Source organism: Pseudoalteromonas sp. KG3 (genome assembly GCF_030436385.1).
Classification (GTDB): Bacteria; Pseudomonadota; Gammaproteobacteria; order Enterobacterales; family Alteromonadaceae; genus Pseudoalteromonas; species Pseudoalteromonas prydzensis.
This window is the reverse complement of record NZ_CP098523.1, coordinates 1,365,865-1,382,009: the sequence shown is the minus strand read 5'-3', so window position 1 is coordinate 1,382,009 and position 16,145 is coordinate 1,365,865. Positions and strand designations below refer to the sequence as shown.

At 40.7% G+C, this 16,145-nt stretch carries 17 protein-coding genes and 1 tRNA gene; 12 read left to right on the top strand and 6 right to left on the bottom strand.

Annotated elements, in window-relative coordinates; all coding sequences use genetic code 11:
* Positions 1-9 precede the first annotated feature (9 nt).
* The 11 genes from NDQ71_RS06675 (at position 10) to NDQ71_RS06625 (ending at position 7,320) form a co-directional block, all read left to right on the top strand.
* A complete protein-coding gene (locus tag NDQ71_RS06675; RefSeq protein ID WP_301562479.1) occupies positions 10-651 on the top strand; it encodes an SPOR domain-containing protein in 642 nt (213 codons plus the stop codon).
* A 51-nt stretch (positions 652-702) separates the two neighbouring features.
* Positions 703-1,296: a FlgO family outer membrane protein gene (locus tag NDQ71_RS06670; protein WP_301562478.1), complete on the top strand. Its 594-nt coding sequence runs from the start codon at positions 703-705 to the stop codon at positions 1,294-1,296.
* A gap of 12 nt (positions 1,297-1,308) precedes the next feature.
* Positions 1,309-1,989, top strand: a complete 681-nt coding sequence (locus NDQ71_RS06665) for a FlgO family outer membrane protein (protein WP_192541545.1) — start codon at positions 1,309-1,311, stop codon at positions 1,987-1,989.
* 7 nt (positions 1,990-1,996) lie between these two features.
* Positions 1,997-2,665, top strand: coding sequence for a FlgO family outer membrane protein (locus tag NDQ71_RS06660; protein ID WP_192541544.1), 669 nt, complete (start codon positions 1,997-1,999; stop codon positions 2,663-2,665).
* Between the two features lie 74 nt (positions 2,666-2,739).
* Positions 2,740-2,814, top strand: a tRNA-Arg gene (locus tag NDQ71_RS06655).
* A 280-nt stretch (positions 2,815-3,094) separates the two neighbouring features.
* Complete coding sequence (locus NDQ71_RS06650; protein ID WP_301562477.1) at positions 3,095-4,333, top strand: integrase domain-containing protein; 1,239 nt, start codon at positions 3,095-3,097, stop codon at positions 4,331-4,333.
* A 10-nt stretch (positions 4,334-4,343) separates the two neighbouring features.
* Positions 4,344-5,171: a hypothetical protein gene (locus NDQ71_RS06645; protein WP_301562476.1), complete on the top strand. Its 828-nt coding sequence runs from the start codon at positions 4,344-4,346 to the stop codon at positions 5,169-5,171.
* A 151-nt stretch (positions 5,172-5,322) separates the two neighbouring features.
* Positions 5,323-5,523 (top strand): AlpA family transcriptional regulator, encoded by a 201-nt coding sequence (locus NDQ71_RS06640; protein ID WP_138611398.1) that lies wholly within the window; start codon positions 5,323-5,325, stop codon positions 5,521-5,523.
* Positions 5,523-5,927, top strand: a complete 405-nt coding sequence (locus NDQ71_RS06635) for a hypothetical protein (protein WP_301562475.1) — start codon at positions 5,523-5,525, stop codon at positions 5,925-5,927. The genes NDQ71_RS06640 and NDQ71_RS06635 overlap by 1 nt, the downstream gene beginning before the upstream one ends.
* 62 nt (positions 5,928-5,989) lie before the next feature.
* Positions 5,990-6,409, top strand: coding sequence for a hypothetical protein (locus tag NDQ71_RS06630; RefSeq protein ID WP_301562474.1), 420 nt, complete (start codon positions 5,990-5,992; stop codon positions 6,407-6,409).
* Positions 6,410-6,720: 311 nt separating this feature from the next.
* Positions 6,721-7,320 carry an inovirus-type Gp2 protein gene (locus tag NDQ71_RS06625; protein ID WP_301562473.1) on the top strand — a complete coding sequence of 200 codons (600 nt, stop codon included), beginning with the start codon at positions 6,721-6,723 and terminating at the stop codon, positions 7,318-7,320.
* A 558-nt stretch (positions 7,321-7,878) separates the two neighbouring features.
* Here NDQ71_RS06625 and NDQ71_RS06620 read toward each other — a convergent pair.
* The 4 genes from NDQ71_RS06620 to NDQ71_RS06605 form a co-directional block, all read right to left on the bottom strand.
* A complete protein-coding gene (locus NDQ71_RS06620; protein ID WP_301562472.1) occupies positions 7,879-8,124 on the bottom strand; it encodes a hypothetical protein in 246 nt (81 codons plus the stop codon).
* A gap of 76 nt (positions 8,125-8,200) precedes the next feature.
* Entirely contained in the window at positions 8,201-8,887 is a 687-nt protein-coding gene (locus tag NDQ71_RS06615) for a hypothetical protein (RefSeq protein ID WP_301562471.1), read from the bottom strand.
* Between the two features lie 454 nt (positions 8,888-9,341).
* Entirely contained in the window at positions 9,342-10,310 is a 969-nt protein-coding gene (locus tag NDQ71_RS06610) for an IS30 family transposase (protein WP_086959932.1), read from the bottom strand.
* Positions 10,311-10,578: 268 nt separating this feature from the next.
* On the bottom strand, positions 10,579-11,469 hold the full coding sequence (locus tag NDQ71_RS06605; protein WP_301562470.1) for an MBL fold metallo-hydrolase: 891 nt from the start codon (positions 11,467-11,469) through the stop codon (positions 10,579-10,581).
* A gap of 150 nt (positions 11,470-11,619) precedes the next feature.
* Here NDQ71_RS06605 and NDQ71_RS06600 point away from each other — a divergent pair, with 150 nt between their 5' ends.
* Positions 11,620-12,603, top strand: coding sequence for a GlxA family transcriptional regulator (locus NDQ71_RS06600; protein WP_086998162.1), 984 nt, complete (start codon positions 11,620-11,622; stop codon positions 12,601-12,603).
* A 182-nt stretch (positions 12,604-12,785) separates the two neighbouring features.
* Here NDQ71_RS06600 and NDQ71_RS06595 read toward each other — a convergent pair whose 3' ends face one another.
* Together NDQ71_RS06595 and NDQ71_RS06590 are read right to left on the bottom strand one after the other, a co-directional pair.
* Complete coding sequence (locus NDQ71_RS06595; RefSeq protein WP_192543001.1) at positions 12,786-14,063, bottom strand: RES family NAD+ phosphorylase; 1,278 nt, start codon at positions 14,061-14,063, stop codon at positions 12,786-12,788.
* 347 nt (positions 14,064-14,410) lie between these two features.
* On the bottom strand, positions 14,411-15,739 hold the full coding sequence (locus tag NDQ71_RS06590) for an ATP-binding protein (RefSeq protein WP_301562469.1): 1,329 nt from the start codon (positions 15,737-15,739) through the stop codon (positions 14,411-14,413).
* Positions 15,740-16,145 lie beyond the last annotated feature (406 nt).

Genomic DNA, 16,145 nt, shown 5'->3' with positions numbered 1-16,145 from the left:
GGAATGCCAATGAATATTAAACAGCCTGTTGCCATGATTACCGCTATGTTATTTGCCTTGACTGTTGTTGGGCTAGTGGGGTGTAAAAGTACCGAGACCGAGACACAAAATGCACAAACGACTACAGCAGATCAGTATGTGCAAATAACAAAGCAAGAGTTACAGCAGTTACAAACAAGTTCAGCGCAGTGGCAAGCAATAAAACCAGATATTGAAAGGCTATTATTAATTGAAAGCGATTTAAACTTATTGATCGCACAATTAACTGCAATCGCGAATGAAGATCAAACTGAAAGTAGTGCGCCGGCAGCATCGCAACAGCAACATCAATCGCCAGTTCATAAAGCAGAATTAGCCCCTATGGCATCTGGCGATCTCCAGGCATTATTTGCACTTCAAATAGTCTCCGTTACCCAACAAGCGCAACTGGCAACCAGCTGGCAAGCAATTCAACAAAAAGCCCCCAGTTTAGTTACAACGAGTGCGATCACCAATGTTGAAACGGCGCAGGTAAAAGGCACCACATATTATCGGCTTAAACTCGGCGCGTATCAGTATCAAAAAAATGCCCAAGCTGATTGCGATAAATTAAAGCAACAACAGCTCAACTGCATGGTGACTCACTACACAGACAACCCAATAAAATTATAAACAGGCACAATACTTGCTTTGTAATTGCCATGTTTAGTAAGGATGGCAATTATGCGCCTTTTGTTATGTTTATTATTGCTGAGTTTAACGGCGTGTAGTTTAACGCAAGAAAAACCACCAGCACCTAGTACCGAAGCCCAAAAAGCGTCGATGGCGCCGTATACGGTTCATCAGTATGTGGGCGATTTAAGCACCCAACTTAGCCACGTAAACGGGCCATTTAAAAGCTCCGCGCGGATTGCCGTAACTAGCTTTTACTTAGCCGGTGGGCTTGATACTGAGCTGGCACAAGGGCAGGGAGCTGGGCTGAGCCAACAAATTCAAGAAAGTTTATTAACTCAGTTTACTCAACTAGGTTACAACACCATTGAATATCGCCTTGAAAAGCACCTTAACCTAGCTAGTAATGCTGACGGTATGTTAAGTCGCGATATTAGTAAATTACGTCAACGTCAGAATATTGACTTTGTCATCACCGGTACATTAACACGGCAACAACATGCCTATATAGTTAATGCCCGCATGGTAAATACGCAAGATAGCCGCGTTGTATCAGCAGCCAGCACAGAGATCCCCATTAATGTAATGTGGGGCGACGAAAAAATACAACAGCGCGACGGTTACATTTACCGCAGCGAATACTAATTAGGAGCTCTCATGAAACGCTTAATATTAACTTTATGTTTGCCACTGGGATTTGGTTGCGCACAAATGACACAACCGAGCAGCGCACAAGGTATGAATAATTCGCCACAACTGGTTGATGATCAAAGAATGGTTGCCGCTCCTGGGCAAAGCAATTCGCTGTATCAAAATAATACCGCGGTGATCAATGACAGCAGCCAAGTTAGTGTACCAACGCGTAAAAATATTAATCACTATGTGCGCGGTATCATGCAAGATATGGCAGAAAACCTACAGTACGTGAACAGTAAAACGCCACTTGCGGTATCGAGCTTCATCTTTTTAGACGACAACTACAACGACGGTACTTTACTGGGTAATCAAATAGCCGAAAGCTTTATGCACGAGCTACACAGTTTTGGTGTACCAGTGATAGATTTCAAAACCACCGACTTTATGCGCGTCACACCAAGCGGTGATTTTGTATTTAGCCGTGATTATTTAGAGCTTAGCCAAGATCAAAACTTTAACTACGTACTGGCCGGTACTATGGTTAATCACCAAGGTGGCGTACTCGTTAATGCCCGCATTATTGGCTTAGCAAGCAAAGCTGTTGTAGGCTCTGCGCAAGGCTTTATTCCACAATCTGTGGTTGATGCACTCGACAGCAGCTATCGCACTGACGGCGTAATGCTCAAACAAGCGAGTAAGTGAGGCTATAATGAGTAAGTTAACAGCGAGCACGTCTTTAGTAACTGCAGGGTTACTGCTTAGTACGCTCAGTGCATGTAATATGATGAACAACTCAGCGCCTGTTGAGCCAGTACAAAGCACCACCAGCCAGTACGAGTACGACCTTACTCCATTGCTGCAAGCTCAAGCTAATAGCCAAGAGCCACTTGATAATTCAGCGCAATTTACTCCTAGCAAGCACCATAAAACCTTAGTTAATTATGTGGAGCAAATGGCGTTAGACTTAGTCGATACCATGCAAACCGAGTTAGATGTATCGATTGCCGTAACTTCATTTGTTGATTTAGATGCCAGCCTTAATAACAGCAGTCAGTTAGGCAACCAGTTATCAGAGAGCTTTATCCATCAACTGCAAAAGTTTGGTTATGGTATTGTTGACTTTAAAACCACCGACTACATAGCAGTCAATGCTCGTGGCGACTTTGTGTTTTCGCGTGATATAGAGCAACTGGCTGATAAACACATTGCCAGCCACGTATTGTCAGGCACCTTGATTTACCGCAACAGCGGCGTTGAAGTAAACGCCCGTATTATCGATATCAGCAGTAAACGCGTCATCGCCAGTAGTAATAAAACCTTGCCATATTACGTACTCAACAACGCCGATATCCACCTACAACGCGCGAGTATTAATTAGCTTAACGATTAAGTCCATTTAACTGCTTGATTGTAAATAGGATAAGCCGTTATAATTTCCTAGCACCTAGCTCTGGCCTCTTAGTTAAATGGATATAACGGCCCCCTCCTAAGGGGCAGTTACAGGTTCGATTCCTGTAGGGGCTACCATTTACACGTTTCATACATAAAAATACCGCAGCAATAAATTTAAAATCGCCATATATCCCACTGTAAATAACCCTCTCATGTTTCAGGTTGTAAAATTTGGTATCGCTACATTTCATATTTTTAGTTACACTGCTAGTTACACCGAATCGGTTTGTTGATTTTGGTGTAACTAAAATCGCTTAAATTCTATTAAGCCAATGAAAATTAAAGGAAGAATGCGGATCTTGATTTTAGTATCCCATTTTTAGGTTTGGCTACCTATTCGATAGTGGAGTGAAACATGCCAAGAGCAACAACCCCTTTGAACGATACGCAGATAAAAAATGCGAAGCCCAAAGCCAAAGAATACCTGTTATCAGATGGTGGTGGGCTTGGTCTGCGTATAAAAGAAAATGGCTCTAAAACTTGGTTGTTTAATTACTACCGTCCGCATATAAAAAAACGCGCACAGATAAGTTTTGGTGTTTACCCAGCAGTAACGTTGGCTGAGGCCAGAAAAAAACGGGATGGGGCAAAGGCGCTACTTGCGAAAGATATTGACCCTAAAGAGTACAGAGAAGAAGTTCAAAGCACTAAAGCAACTGAGGCAAAGAACACGTTTGAGGCGGTGGCTACTGAATGGCTCAACCTTAAAACAGCTAAGGTAAGTCAGCGACACTCTTTTAATATCCGTAGAGGGTTTGAGCTACATGTTTACCCCGCACTAGGAAAAGTACCTATAAGCAAGCTATCCGCACAGCTAACCATTGAAACGTTGAGGCCATTGGAGGCCGCTAATAAGCTCGATATGTTAGGCCGTTTATGTCAGCGTATTAATGAGGTGATGGACTATGCTGTTAATACTGGGCGTATGCCGATTAACCACCTTCACAGTATCGGTAAAGCGTTTGGCACTGTTAAACATACGAACATGCCTACAGTGACTCCTGAGCAATTACCTATGCTATTAGCAACCGTTAACAGTGCGCGTTTAAAGCTGATCACTAAATGCTTGTTTGAGTGGCAGCTTCATACAATGGCTAGGCCGGCAGAGGCAGCAGGGGCGGCGTGGAGTGAAATTGATTTTGATAATCGGGTGTGGAATATACCTGCTGAGCGCATGAAAAAGCGCAAGCCACAAGCGATCCCCTTAACCCCGCAAGTGTTATCACTGCTGGAGTATTTAAAGCCTATTAGCGGACACCGTGATTTTATATTTCCTTCTGATAATAACCCGCGTACCCACCTAAGCAGAGAAACGTTAGGCGCAGCGCTCAGGCGTATGGGATTACAAGGCAAGCAGACAGCCCACGGCTTACGCGCACTAGCCAGTACCACGTTAAACGCCCAGGGTTTTGACTCCGATTTAATTGAGGCAGCACTAGCGCACGTTGATAAAAACCAAGTACGCGCAGCCTACAACCGAACCGACTATTTAGAGCGCAGACGTAAAATGATGTGCTGGTGGTCTGATCATATTGAAGCGGCTAGTAAGGGTGATTATTCGGTCACTGGCAGCCAGCATTTAAAAGTAGTTTAAGGATTAGCTAATGGATGAATTTATTAGTGTAGATGAAGCGTTAGAGATGCTTTTTGATAAAGCAGATATGGACGATAAACAGAAGTTAAAGCGTTTATTTCAGCATTATAACAGAGGGAAAATTGATTTTTATACTGAATTATTTGGTCGACATAGTCGTTATGGAGTGCGCGAAAATCAACAGAAAAGCCCTGAAAGTATAGAAAAATTAGAGGGTTTCTTTAAGTTAAATAGAGAGGAGTGTGACGAGTATTTCCATGAATTATTGCTTTTACATTTAGGTGTAGAGTTCAAAGATAATGATGTTGAAGCGGGTAGCAATGTTATTGACCCCTACGAACATCACCAGTTCTATGAGAGCTTTAGTGTTGGGTTGGTGGAAGATATGGAAGGGCAAACGTGGAGGTTAAAGTTCCAAGAGCCGGCGGAATACAAAGGTATTGAAGTACATCATGCTCACCCTATATACCCTCAAATTGATGACTTATTAATTAAGGCTGATCAAGTAGCAGTTTTGGCGCAAGCATCTAAGCCTCAGAAGCTATCAAAGGTCGAAGATGGTAAGCGCTTAGGTGGACGTTTAAATAACGCTTTGAAAAGAATAGAAGTGCTTGAAGCTGCGTTATGGGTTTTAGCTAATAAAAGGGAGGATTGTATCAATAAGAACACAGGAAAGGTTGTGGCTGACTCACTTGCAAATGAGGTGGTGGATCACTCTTATAAATTTTTTGAGGGTTCTGATGGAAATGGAAAACCTAAAAAGGCTAGAGCTAGATCTACGATTTATGACTATATCTGTGATGCTCTAAACCCAGAAAAGAAGAAAAATAATAATTAGTAAAATCATTAATTACAATGGCTTAACTTTTATAAATTAGTAGTTAACCTTAATACTGGTCAGCGTTAAGTTAGCTACTGCGCAATATGAAGTCATAAGCCCTAACATTTGCCTTGTTCATTTTTTGCAATAATTTACAAGGTGAAGCGAGATGATTGATAGAATTTTAAAGCAACGCGAAGTAGTAAAAATTACTGGTATGAGCCGCCCTACAATTTGGCGTAAGGAAAAAATGGGGTTATTTCCTGCTAGACGGGACTTAGGCGCTCGTTCAGTGGGTTGGCTTGAAAGCGAGATTAAGGCTTGGATGGAAAGCCTACCTTGTGTGGAGCATGACGAGGAGGCGGCCTAATGAAAGGGAGCAGCGGCAAAAAAGCCGCCACTCAAGCCAATTTAGCAGCCAATGATAATAGCCCAAAAAAGCCGAGAACGCAGCCAAAGAAAGAACGCGCATTTATTTATATTTTGCAGCATCCCACAGGCGCTACAGAAAACGATATTTTGCTTAACGTTGGCCTATCCAGTGGTAGGAACTATTTTACGCAGCTAGAGCGATTGCATGGCTTTGAATTTACACGAGTGAGTGACGAGAATCCAGACGGTATAGGCACTCATCTTAGGTATAGTTTTTCATCACCAGAAATAGCTGTGGTAATTTTGAAAGAGATTAATGCGAGCCGAGCAAGGCGAAAGGCAGGAATGCTAAGTAAGGAACAAGAGGCGGAGTATTTAGCGCCCTTTAATCGTTTGCCGTAGTAATTACTAAAGTATTGCCATTACTGGCACTTAATAAAATTCAATCAATAAGGAACAGAACAATGACTACAAATAATATGAAGCAGGATATTAGTATTTCGATGGATAACTTTGACTATCTTGATGGGGTTATTAATCAGGTATATAGCCTAACGACTTTCATCGTTGCTAATGATAACTACAAGACTATGCCGCGCACTACATTAGCTAGTCTACTTTGGACTGTTAGTGATCGCATTGGGGGAGTGCTGACAGACTGTGTTGATATGTATTTTGGGGAGCTATCAGGTGAGCAGTTAAAATTTGAACAGCTATTAATTCAAGCTAAATCAGTATTGGATGCTTTGCGTAACAGTGAGGATCTTGGCGGATTGACTGGCGAGCATTTAAGTAATGTAATTTGGCTGGCGGATGGTTTGCTTGAAGATGCCATAAAGGAATTAGGTAAAATGCTTACTCGTTCTGATGAACAGGCCGCTTAATAAAACTATGCGCCAGCAGCATATTAAATCAACTTTGAATTATCCCTTGGTAGTGATCACGACCAAGGGAAACCCACCTAAGAAAACAGCCTAAAAACTCATGTAGCGGCATTTTAATGTAAGTGAACACTATCGCTGTGAGCTTTGTTGTTTTTGGCTTTTTGTTGGTGAAACAATATGAACACTCAAAGTCGGTTTTTTACCCTCGAAAAAAGGCGATTTTTTAAGGTGCGCTCCAGTAGAGGCGTTATAGCTATGGATAGTAGCTACTAACAATTAACTGGGTATTTAATAATATCTACGGCTCATGAATGACTAACCAACTAACCATAAGTAACAATGATAAAGGGTATGAACACATTTTTGTCCACGGTGATAAAGGCTGGTGGGTGAACGCTGGGAAAAGTGGCTTAATGGTTAAGCCTATGCGAGCTATGCTAGACCAAATTGAGGCCATGCTGAGCAACCATAGCCGTGTGATGTTAATTCGTTTTGATTTGCGTATGGAGTCGTACACGCCAGGCAACAAAATAATCACTGTATTTAACCGTAGGCTGTTTAAATGGGTTAAGGCTCAGTATGGGGTTAGTCGTATTGGTTTTGTGTGGTGTAGGGAGCTTGAGAGAGCAAAACGACAGCACTATCACTATGCGCTTATGATTGATGGGGCAAAAGTTAACTATCCAAACAGCATAACCAAAAAGGTAATTCAGATATGGGCTGATTTAAATGGGTCGGCTTATGTGCCGAAAAATTGCTATTACATCATGAAGCGCGATTGCTTGGAGTCACAGCAAGAGGCTATTTACCGTATATCTTATTTAGCTAAAGCGCGTGGGAAGGGCTACAAAGCTACTCAGGCTAAAAATTACGGTGCTAGTAGAATAAAGCCTAAGGCTAATGAATTTTAAAGTGGTTTGGTTCTAAGGGGATTTATAGTTTTTTTGCGCCGAATGAGCGGAACAGTGCGGAACAAATGGCGGAACAATTGAATTTTTAAGTCATTGTTTTTTATTTGATAGTGATTTAAAGCGGAACAAATGAGGGCTTGAATTTACGATTTGTACTCTTAGTTATGGAAGGTGAGAGATTACGCAGACCGTAACCCCTCACAAACCTGTTTTGGTACGACTTGTAAGGCTCTAATTGCCGAAAAGTGGTTCACCATCACAGAATATTATTATCGGCGTAGATGCTTTAACCAGTCAATACTGGCTATTTCTACAGGCTTTTGTATTGGTCACATGAAACGGCTGAGCACGTTATAAATTTACTATGATCTCAACGTTAAATAATGTTTACTTTTTGAGGTGTGTTTTTGGCTATGAGTTGTAGCGGTTTGCTGGTGGTCAGTTAAAGTGCGCACTAATGAAATGCGCACTCATAAATTATTAACCATTTGATGCCTTTGGTTATTTATTGCTTAGATAGGGTGGTAGCTGCGTAAATTCGCGACTCAATGCGCGGTTTTAAAGTGAACCGGCAGCATAGCCAATAGCCGCTCCAATGGCTATTCCCCATGGCCCCGCTGACGCTCCATAAGTTGCGCCAACCATTGCGCCAGTTCCTGCCCCGCTAATTTGGGCATTCTTTTTTTGTTGTTTTAAGTTTGCGTTGGTCATGTCGCGGTTCTGTTCCAAGTCCGATAGCGTTTTAAGTGAGCCGGTAGCTTTGCTTTTTGTGCTTTGGCCTGCTTGCATAATTGAATAACTCATAAACTAACCTTTGATATAATTGCTCGATATTTAAAGGTAGTTTACTAGCAAGGCAATATTATGCAATTTGATAGCTTTAATTCTTTTTTGGTTTATAAGTGAACAAGTATGCAATAAAAAATATTGCGGCAGAGAAAGACGCTGAGGTTAGTATTAGGTCGCTATACGAACCCTTGTGATCACCTAAAACTAAAAGAAGGACAAATGAAACTAAGGCGATTATTACTGACTTTTTTAGTGGCTTAGTTATTCTTACTCGAGCGTTGCCTATTTCAATTTGTGCTTGTTTAACTTCTGCTAGAGTGGGTTGTGGTCGGCTTGGTGGGGAAATAGCTCGCTTTACTAAGGTTAATATCTCTAATGGTAAAAAAATGACTAAGAGCAGCCCTATAATTAGGCCAACTAGTCCATGCTCTTGCTTTAAGTATTCAAATACAGAATGTTTAGTTTTCCCTGCTACAAAGTTTGATGGGTTGGCTGTGCTGTATACGATGTAAAACTCAGTACCAACTTTTACTTCTTTACCTAAATCTATTAAATCTCTATGAGTGCCAAAAGTTATCAAATGATCATGGTGTCTTTTGGTGCGCACTTTTCGTCCGCTTGATTCACTGTATTGATATGCTATTACTCTAGCTGTGGTTACTTTCCCGTTTTGTGCTAGGTCATAACTTTTTAGGATGCTGCCTGATGAGTACCAAATGACCAGTATTAGAAATGATGAGTAGGCGGCTATCTTAAATATTAATTTAATTCGTTCCATGAATAATTGTCCTTTTTTATTGGTGGCTCAATAATTCCACTTCTAATGTGAGCTGTAAATGATATTTGCAAAGTGGTGACAAAAAGCTTTAGTTACACTGGTAGTTACATTTGCATTTATTTGGTTTTATTAAGTTGTTAATTTTCATGTGCTTGCTGGTTCAGTTTGGTGTTTGTAGGGGCTACCAATAAAGTCAATGGGTTACGTGTTTTGTTTTTTCTTCCGCCTGTTTTTTATAGCACATTTATAGCATCGTAAATTGAAATATAAAGAATTTAGCGTTGTCTTTTCATTAAAATAGCCAAATTACATTCAGGCTGCTTTGTGCCAAAAGCAGACAATAGAAGTTGCAGCAGTCGTATTATAACTTTTCAATGAAAGCTTAGGTTAATGAAGATAAACAAAGGCTTTAAAATTTTGGAGACAACTTGAATTCAAGTATTAAGTGCAATCATTATGCAGCCACCAGAACTTCTGATTGCCCCGTAAATAATTCATGAGGGGTTTTATACCCTCTTGTTTTTCTTGGCCGATGGTTGAGCTTATCAACTGCCGCCTGTATCTCTGCTTCACTTAGCGCCATAAAGTCAGTTCCCTTGGGGAAGAAGCGTCTAAGTAAGCCGTTGGTATTCTCATTTATGCCCCGCTCCCATGATGAATAGGGATGAGCGAAATACACATCAGCTTCTAATTTTTGTGCAACATGCTCATGGTGAGCAAACTCTTTTCCATTATCTAACGTCACGGTAATAACCTTACCTTTATATGGTGTCATACACGTGATCAGCGCATCGGCTGTTATTTTCGCATGCTTGCTTTCAATTCTGTGAACGACTGTATATAACGTTTTACGTTCAACCATTGTGACAAGCGCATTTTTACGCCCTTTACCTATCACTGTATCGCCCTCCCAATCACCAATCCTAGACTTTGAATCCACAATACTTGGGCGTTCATCAATGCTGACTCGATTAACTATCTGTCCACGTTTATCATAGCTTCCATAGCGTTTTTTATACTTTTTACATGCACGAGTGAGTGTCTTATGTAGCTTGCCACCACGAGCCTTGTCTCTGTAAATATATTGATAAATTGTTTCATGATGTAAAACGACCTGTTTCTCTAAAGCTAAGCGGCCTGCCACTTGCTCAGGGGAAAGTCCGTCATGCAACAATTTATTAATCCAGTGAGTGACGTCCTCTGTTAACTTACTTGCTTTGAAAGATGACTTACGTCTTTGTTCAGCAAAGTTATTGGCTTGGTTAGGCCGATAGCCTTTAAGTCCTTTATTGCGTTTTAGCTCTCTAGAAATAGATGACGGTGAACGAGTTAGTTCTTCAGCTATCTGCTTTTGGTTATTTCCTGCTTTTATTAACGCGTAAATCTGGTATCTTTCTTCTTGTGTCAGCTGTTTATATTTCATTAAAGCAATTTCCTTTGGCGAGAAAATGGCCGAATTATAACAGCTGGCCATCTAATCTGAGAAATTGCACTTATTATCCGAATTTAGGCAACAATGATTTGCGAAAAAAGTTAACAATGCTGGATTCTTAATTTTGTGTTTCAAGATGTCACAGGTTCTAGAGGACTTAGTGTGGCTAAATTGAAGTGTCCGAATCAGTCCGACCACACCGAAGCAATAGCAGCCGCCTGTCGGCAAGCTGCTATTAATTAATTGATCCTGTGGCTTGTTAAAGCTTCAATATTTCGCCATCGTTTGGGACTTTGACACTTTGCGTCAGGCTATTGGCTTTAACAAATTCTCTCAGTTCTTTACGAGACAAGGCTGCATGGTTCACTGCATCCATATGCACGCCAATAATGGTTGCTTGAGGTGCAATGTTTTTGGTTCGAGTCACGTCTTCTTTTCCCATGATAATAGAGTTTGGAAATCCCTCAAGCTGTGCATAGCCGGTATTCAGGATCACAACTTCCGGCTGGTGCTTGTTTAAAGCTTGTTCTACAACACCGTTCCAGATCGTATCCCCAACCACGTATGTTGTTTTGTAACCGGGAGCCTGAAATACAATGCCCATTGCTTCACCAAGCAAAGCGGCCAATTGCGGAACTGCGTACATGTCGTCCGTACCATGTTGACCACCGGTTTTAGTCAATGTAATACCTTCAAACTCAGTGCGATCATGGATGACAGTAACCTGTTTAAACCCCTGCGATTTGATTAATGCTGCATCTGCTTCATGCTGCACAAATATTGGCAGATCTTTAGGCAGTAATTGCTGTGCGGCTTCATCCCAGTGATCCAAGTGCGTGTGCGTGACAATAATGGCGTCCACTCCGGAAATGACTTCGTCAACAGACATAGGTAATTCCAGCAATGGGTTTCTTAACGTACTACGGTAGGTGCCTTCAAACCCCGGATAAGCTCCTTTTTTCGCCAACATAGGGTCGAGCAGAAAGGTGGTATCCGCATAGCTAATTTTGAGTGTCGCATTTCGCACCAGCTGGATTTGTGTCTGCTTGTGGGCTGGCGTGTTTTTATCCGGCGTTGCCTGAGCTAATGCAGGCCCGGTCAACAAAACGCTACCAACTATTAGACTGGACATTAAGGTTCTTAAGTTCATCTCTGTTCTCCATATCAACTAAGTGAGGTGTTCAACACAGTGGCTATGATAAAGAACAATACAATTGACAAAAACTGACCTAAATGACAATATTCGAAAGTATTGGGCCACATCAGTAGAATTCAAACTTTCAGACGTTGCGGGGACGCTATGACAAAACTAAAAATTGGCTTGGTGCTTTATCCTTCCTTCAGCCCATTTCATGTTTCTGTACCCTATATGATTTTTGGGTCTATCCTCCCTGAAGAATCGCTGTTTGAATTGTTTCTAATTGCACCCGATAGCAGCGCCATCAACGCCGAGCGGAGTATGTTTGTTCAACCTGACGGAGGGCTGGAGCTGCTGGCAACAATGGATGTGGTTATTGTACCCGGCTGGCATAAGCTGGATGAAAAACCCAGTGCTCAGATGCTTTATTCGTTGCGAGAAGCCTACAACAGAGGGGCTTATCTGGTAGGGCTTTGTTACGGCACTTATGCTTTAGCCTACGCAGGTATTCTGGATGGGAAAAAAGCCTGTACTCATTGGTTAGCTGAGCAGGATTTTAAAACCAGATTTCCCCAAATCCAGTTAGACACCAATGCGCTTTATAGCGAAGACCAGCGGCTTATTACCTCAGCTGGTACAGGGGCAAGTTTAGATTGTTGCCTCTATATCGTCAGAAAGTTTTTTGGGGTGAAAATTGCCAACAAATTTGCCCGTTTAATGGTGGTTCCGCCCCATCGTGAGGGAGGGCAGGCACAATTTATAGAACACCCAATCGCTCGCTCGACTTCGGAAGCTCAAATTAACACACTGATCGATTTTCTGCGTGAGAACATCGCCAAACCACATAGTATCGATGAACTTGCTACTGTAGTTGGGATGAGTAGACGTACCTTTACTAGGCGGTTTCAAAAGGCAACCGGGATGACTGTTGTCGAATGGTTAGTGAATGAGCGCTTGCAGCGCAGCCGTGAATTGTTAGAACTCACCGCATTGTCGATTGAACAAATCGCTGAACGGGTTGGATTTCAAACCGCCACTTCATTTAGGTTACATTTTAAACAAAAACATGCAGTCTCTCCAACAGCATGGCGAAGGACTTTCGGTGCTAATACTTTGATAGAAATGCCCTTTCCTTTAAACCATTAATTGGATTTAAGTAAGGGACATTGAAATTCTCCGTGCTCATGTAAATTTCACCTATGAAAGTGTTGCGGACATTTGTTTTTGAACGAATCGACTCTTTTTTTGTCTGCTTTTCGCTCTAAGCCGAACTTCGCCAAAGTGCCAGAAGCCGCCGTTAGTAATCAGTCTTAAACGCTTTGTTAGAATTATAATTCACCGTGGTTTATAAATATATCTTGTCTTTTTGCAACTGTTTTCACTGCTTCGATATAGTGTAATTCCAAGCTATTGCTTACAAATGATAAATCAGATTTATGATCTTTTATTTGAGTTTCACTAGTCGAGCTTTTGGAATATGCGTAAAAGCCAAGCTCGGGATAATGCGATTCGCTAAACGCCATTGATTGCCCCTCATGGTACGTATAGAGGCTGACGCTCGACTTTTCAGGGAATAAGACCACATTAAGCCCCTCTAGACCTGTTTGTACCGATGAAAACACCAAGCCTGAAATGTCGTCACCAAAATTGACTCTTAGATATTCAAATATAACTTGAGTTTCTAGGTAACTAGAGTTTTGTCTCTTCGAGGCTGGCTTTGATAAAAGAAACATTAGTTGCTTTAAAAAAGCACTTTTATGTGAATTTTTTGCATAATTTGGTTCAAAAGGGTGATATTTATTTTTGCTTATCTCTTCAAGCTTTCGTAAATCTAAGAATTTCAGTGGACGGTTAACAGTAAACTCTCCAGAAATTACCAAATCACCAGTAATAGCGCGAACCTCACTAAAGCATGTATCTCGATCAGATGATGCATAGAATGCTGATATGCCACTTGGTGTCATTCGTTGGTCACTGGCTAAATAGGCTGGTACTGCACCTAACTGCCTTGATGGATCACTTATGATGTTTTCACGTTCGAGTTTAGTATTTGCGATACGTGCACGATACAATGAAACCTCTGGGTCTAATACCGTACATATAGCCTCATTAATATGATTTTCTTTATGTAATACAGAGAATAAGTCATCTAAGAACTGGCTGACTTCAATATTAAAAAATCGCTTACCATGTGATATGGAGTCAATAAAGTTAAGCCATTTATCTTGATAGGAATTGTTTTCTAATGTCCCGTCATCTAGTGTAAAAAGGTTATCATGAATGGAAAGACCTTGTGTTAAGTACTTAGTTAAGTCTTCTTCTAAGAGTTCGTTATTCAATTCTAGATCGTTAATGATTTCCCAGATTTCCTTAACATAGAGATCATTACTTCCTCCCCAAAAAGAGGCGCGCTCATGAGCACTGCATTCATCAATGTGGACAAGTGATTCAAAAAAATTATTCTCTATGAATGAAAAGATGCTGTCTTTCGGAGCAACGAGATTAGTTGAATTACAGTAATCACAAACTTTCTTACCTACGCTTAGTTTCTCAATCTCTCGTTGTACTGCATCAATCTCAATGCAACTCTTACAAATATACACCATAATTCCCTTATACTTCTAGCAGTTTATTAAAAGGCAAGTTGCCAATTTTTCTACCGCAACATCGCTTGCTTATATTCTAAAGCAACTTATAACAGTGGCAAATTTTATATGCCAGTTGATTAATTTATTCAACGACAGTTCCTCGCTCAAAGCTGACTAAGAAAGCAATAATGGCTTTATTAAGTACAGTTATTTACAGAACTCCAGATAAGACACTCTTTGCCAATGTTGCAAATGGCTAGCTAAAGGTAATTTTTGGCTTTGTATTGGTGTTTGATATGAGCTTTGCGAGCATTCGCCAGCCTCTTCATTTATATCGTAATGAAGTTTGAGAGGTCTATCTTTTATCAATTTATCAGCCTCAGGTGTTTGCTTACTACATATTCACTGTAGTAGAGCGGCAGGACAATATATTCCTTCTCCAGTGGTGATGAACCTTGCGTGCCGGTGAGTTTAATTGTTTTGATGGGCTGGCATTTATTTATGTACGATTGTAGTGATTTTGCTTTGGTGCGTTTACCACTTTTTACTTCGATAGGCAGTATGTTGCCTTCGTCATCAGAGGCTACAAATTCGATCTCCGCTCTTGCATCACCCCATGAATATGTTGGGTCAATGCCTTGTGCAGCAAGTTCTTGTTGTACAAAGTTTTCCGCCACAAAGCCTTTGTATTCATAGCCTTGTTGTTTTATCTCTTTATACCCAATGATTAGCATATGATTTAATAAGCCGACATCAAAAAGAAATAACTTAACGATATTGTCTTTTTTATATGCTGCTAATGGGCTTTTAGGTGTGCCGTCAATAGGGTGGTTTTTGAGTATCAAGCGGCACTTATTTAACCAAGAAATAGCGCTTTCAAAATCACCATAGCGAGATTTTTTATCGTGCATCCCTTTAAATTTAAAGCGATTAACCGATTCATCCATCACTGATGATAGCTGTGCTGGAACATTATTAAATACAGCTTCGATTAAACCTGCATCTACTTTTCCTGAGTATTTGCCGAAGTCTCGTTGATAGCCCAGTACTAAGTTTTTATGAATGTCAGTTACAGCTTGAACGCGGTCAATGATACTGTGATCAGATAAATCGAACCATGTACTTACAGCCTCAGGCATACCACCAGTAAAGTAATAATCAGTGAGTTTTGAGAATAATTTACTATGTGCTGCACTTGAGTTTGTTTGTGCTGCAAATGCCTTAATTAGAGCGGTTTCTTTCGAGGCGATCAGAAACTCACGAAATGTGAGAGGGCGCAGATTATGTTGCTCCACTTTACCTACCGGAAAGGAGTTTAATAAACCGATATTAGAACCACTGGCGGCAATGTGCATATGCGGCGCTTGTTCAGCAAAGTATTTGAGAGATGTGACTGCTTTAGGGCATTCGCCTATTTCATCAAGGATCAGTAGATCTGTATTAGGGTCAAACGTTTTTCCTGTAAGTAGCTCAATATTAGATAGTACGTCATCGGGTGATAACGAGTCCTCGAACGCTTCGCTCATTTGTGGGGATTCTAAAAAATCGATTCGAATCACGTTTGCAAAAGTACTGCCTAACAGAGTTTGTAATAAATAAGTTTTACCAGTTTGGCGAGCGCCATCAATTAATAATGGTTTTCGTGCTGGTTTAGATTTCCAATTTAATAACTTTTCTAAAATTAATCGTTGCATGGCAGGTCTCACATTACTCACTAGATGATTAATTACACTTTATTGCGCGAATAAATGCAAGTTTTTACACTTTTACGCGCGAATAAGTGCGGGTTTTCACACTTTTATGCGCGAATAAGTGTGGTGAACTTATATTTATTAAAACACTACTTTTTTATTGTTACCTCAACACCACTAAGTCATAGTGACAAAGTTGTTGCGAAGTAAGCTATGTGTGTGGGCGAGAATGTGAAATAAGGTTATTAAAAAGTGCTTAAGTATGCTTCTAGATTAGGTTGACCGCTACATTTTGGAGTGGTTTATAATATGTGTAATTATAAAATGGCTTGCGTTTGGGCTGGGGCTATATTAAATTCACCACATTGAAATAATGGACTATTTTACTATGCAATTACAAAAAACGTAC

What these genes read in the sequence shown, in the direction of transcription:
- NDQ71_RS06675 (WP_301562479.1), top strand. Translation starts at nt 10, where the DNA reads ATGAATATTAAACAGCCTGTTGCCATGATTACCGCTATGTTATTTGCC.
- NDQ71_RS06670 (WP_301562478.1), top strand. Translation starts at nt 703, where the DNA reads ATGCGCCTTTTGTTATGTTTATTATTGCTGAGTTTAACGGCGTGTAGT.
- NDQ71_RS06665 (WP_192541545.1), top strand. Translation starts at nt 1,309, where the DNA reads ATGAAACGCTTAATATTAACTTTATGTTTGCCACTGGGATTTGGTTGC.
- NDQ71_RS06660 (WP_192541544.1), top strand. Translation starts at nt 1,997, where the DNA reads ATGAGTAAGTTAACAGCGAGCACGTCTTTAGTAACTGCAGGGTTACTG.
- NDQ71_RS06650 (WP_301562477.1), top strand. Translation starts at nt 3,095, where the DNA reads ATGCCAAGAGCAACAACCCCTTTGAACGATACGCAGATAAAAAATGCG.
- NDQ71_RS06645 (WP_301562476.1), top strand. Translation starts at nt 4,344, where the DNA reads ATGGATGAATTTATTAGTGTAGATGAAGCGTTAGAGATGCTTTTTGAT.
- NDQ71_RS06640 (WP_138611398.1), top strand. Translation starts at nt 5,323, where the DNA reads ATGATTGATAGAATTTTAAAGCAACGCGAAGTAGTAAAAATTACTGGT.
- NDQ71_RS06635 (WP_301562475.1), top strand. Translation starts at nt 5,523, where the DNA reads ATGAAAGGGAGCAGCGGCAAAAAAGCCGCCACTCAAGCCAATTTAGCA.
- NDQ71_RS06630 (WP_301562474.1), top strand. Translation starts at nt 5,990, where the DNA reads ATGACTACAAATAATATGAAGCAGGATATTAGTATTTCGATGGATAAC.
- NDQ71_RS06625 (WP_301562473.1), top strand. Translation starts at nt 6,721, where the DNA reads ATGACTAACCAACTAACCATAAGTAACAATGATAAAGGGTATGAACAC.
- NDQ71_RS06620 (WP_301562472.1), bottom strand. Translation starts at nt 8,124, where the DNA reads ATGAGTTATTCAATTATGCAAGCAGGCCAAAGCACAAAAAGCAAAGCT.
- NDQ71_RS06615 (WP_301562471.1), bottom strand. Translation starts at nt 8,887, where the DNA reads ATGGAACGAATTAAATTAATATTTAAGATAGCCGCCTACTCATCATTT.
- NDQ71_RS06610 (WP_086959932.1), bottom strand. Translation starts at nt 10,310, where the DNA reads ATGAAATATAAACAGCTGACACAAGAAGAAAGATACCAGATTTACGCG.
- NDQ71_RS06605 (WP_301562470.1), bottom strand. Translation starts at nt 11,469, where the DNA reads ATGAACTTAAGAACCTTAATGTCCAGTCTAATAGTTGGTAGCGTTTTG.
- NDQ71_RS06600 (WP_086998162.1), top strand. Translation starts at nt 11,620, where the DNA reads ATGACAAAACTAAAAATTGGCTTGGTGCTTTATCCTTCCTTCAGCCCA.
- NDQ71_RS06595 (WP_192543001.1), bottom strand. Translation starts at nt 14,063, where the DNA reads ATGGTGTATATTTGTAAGAGTTGCATTGAGATTGATGCAGTACAACGA.
- NDQ71_RS06590 (WP_301562469.1), bottom strand. Translation starts at nt 15,739, where the DNA reads ATGCAACGATTAATTTTAGAAAAGTTATTAAATTGGAAATCTAAACCA.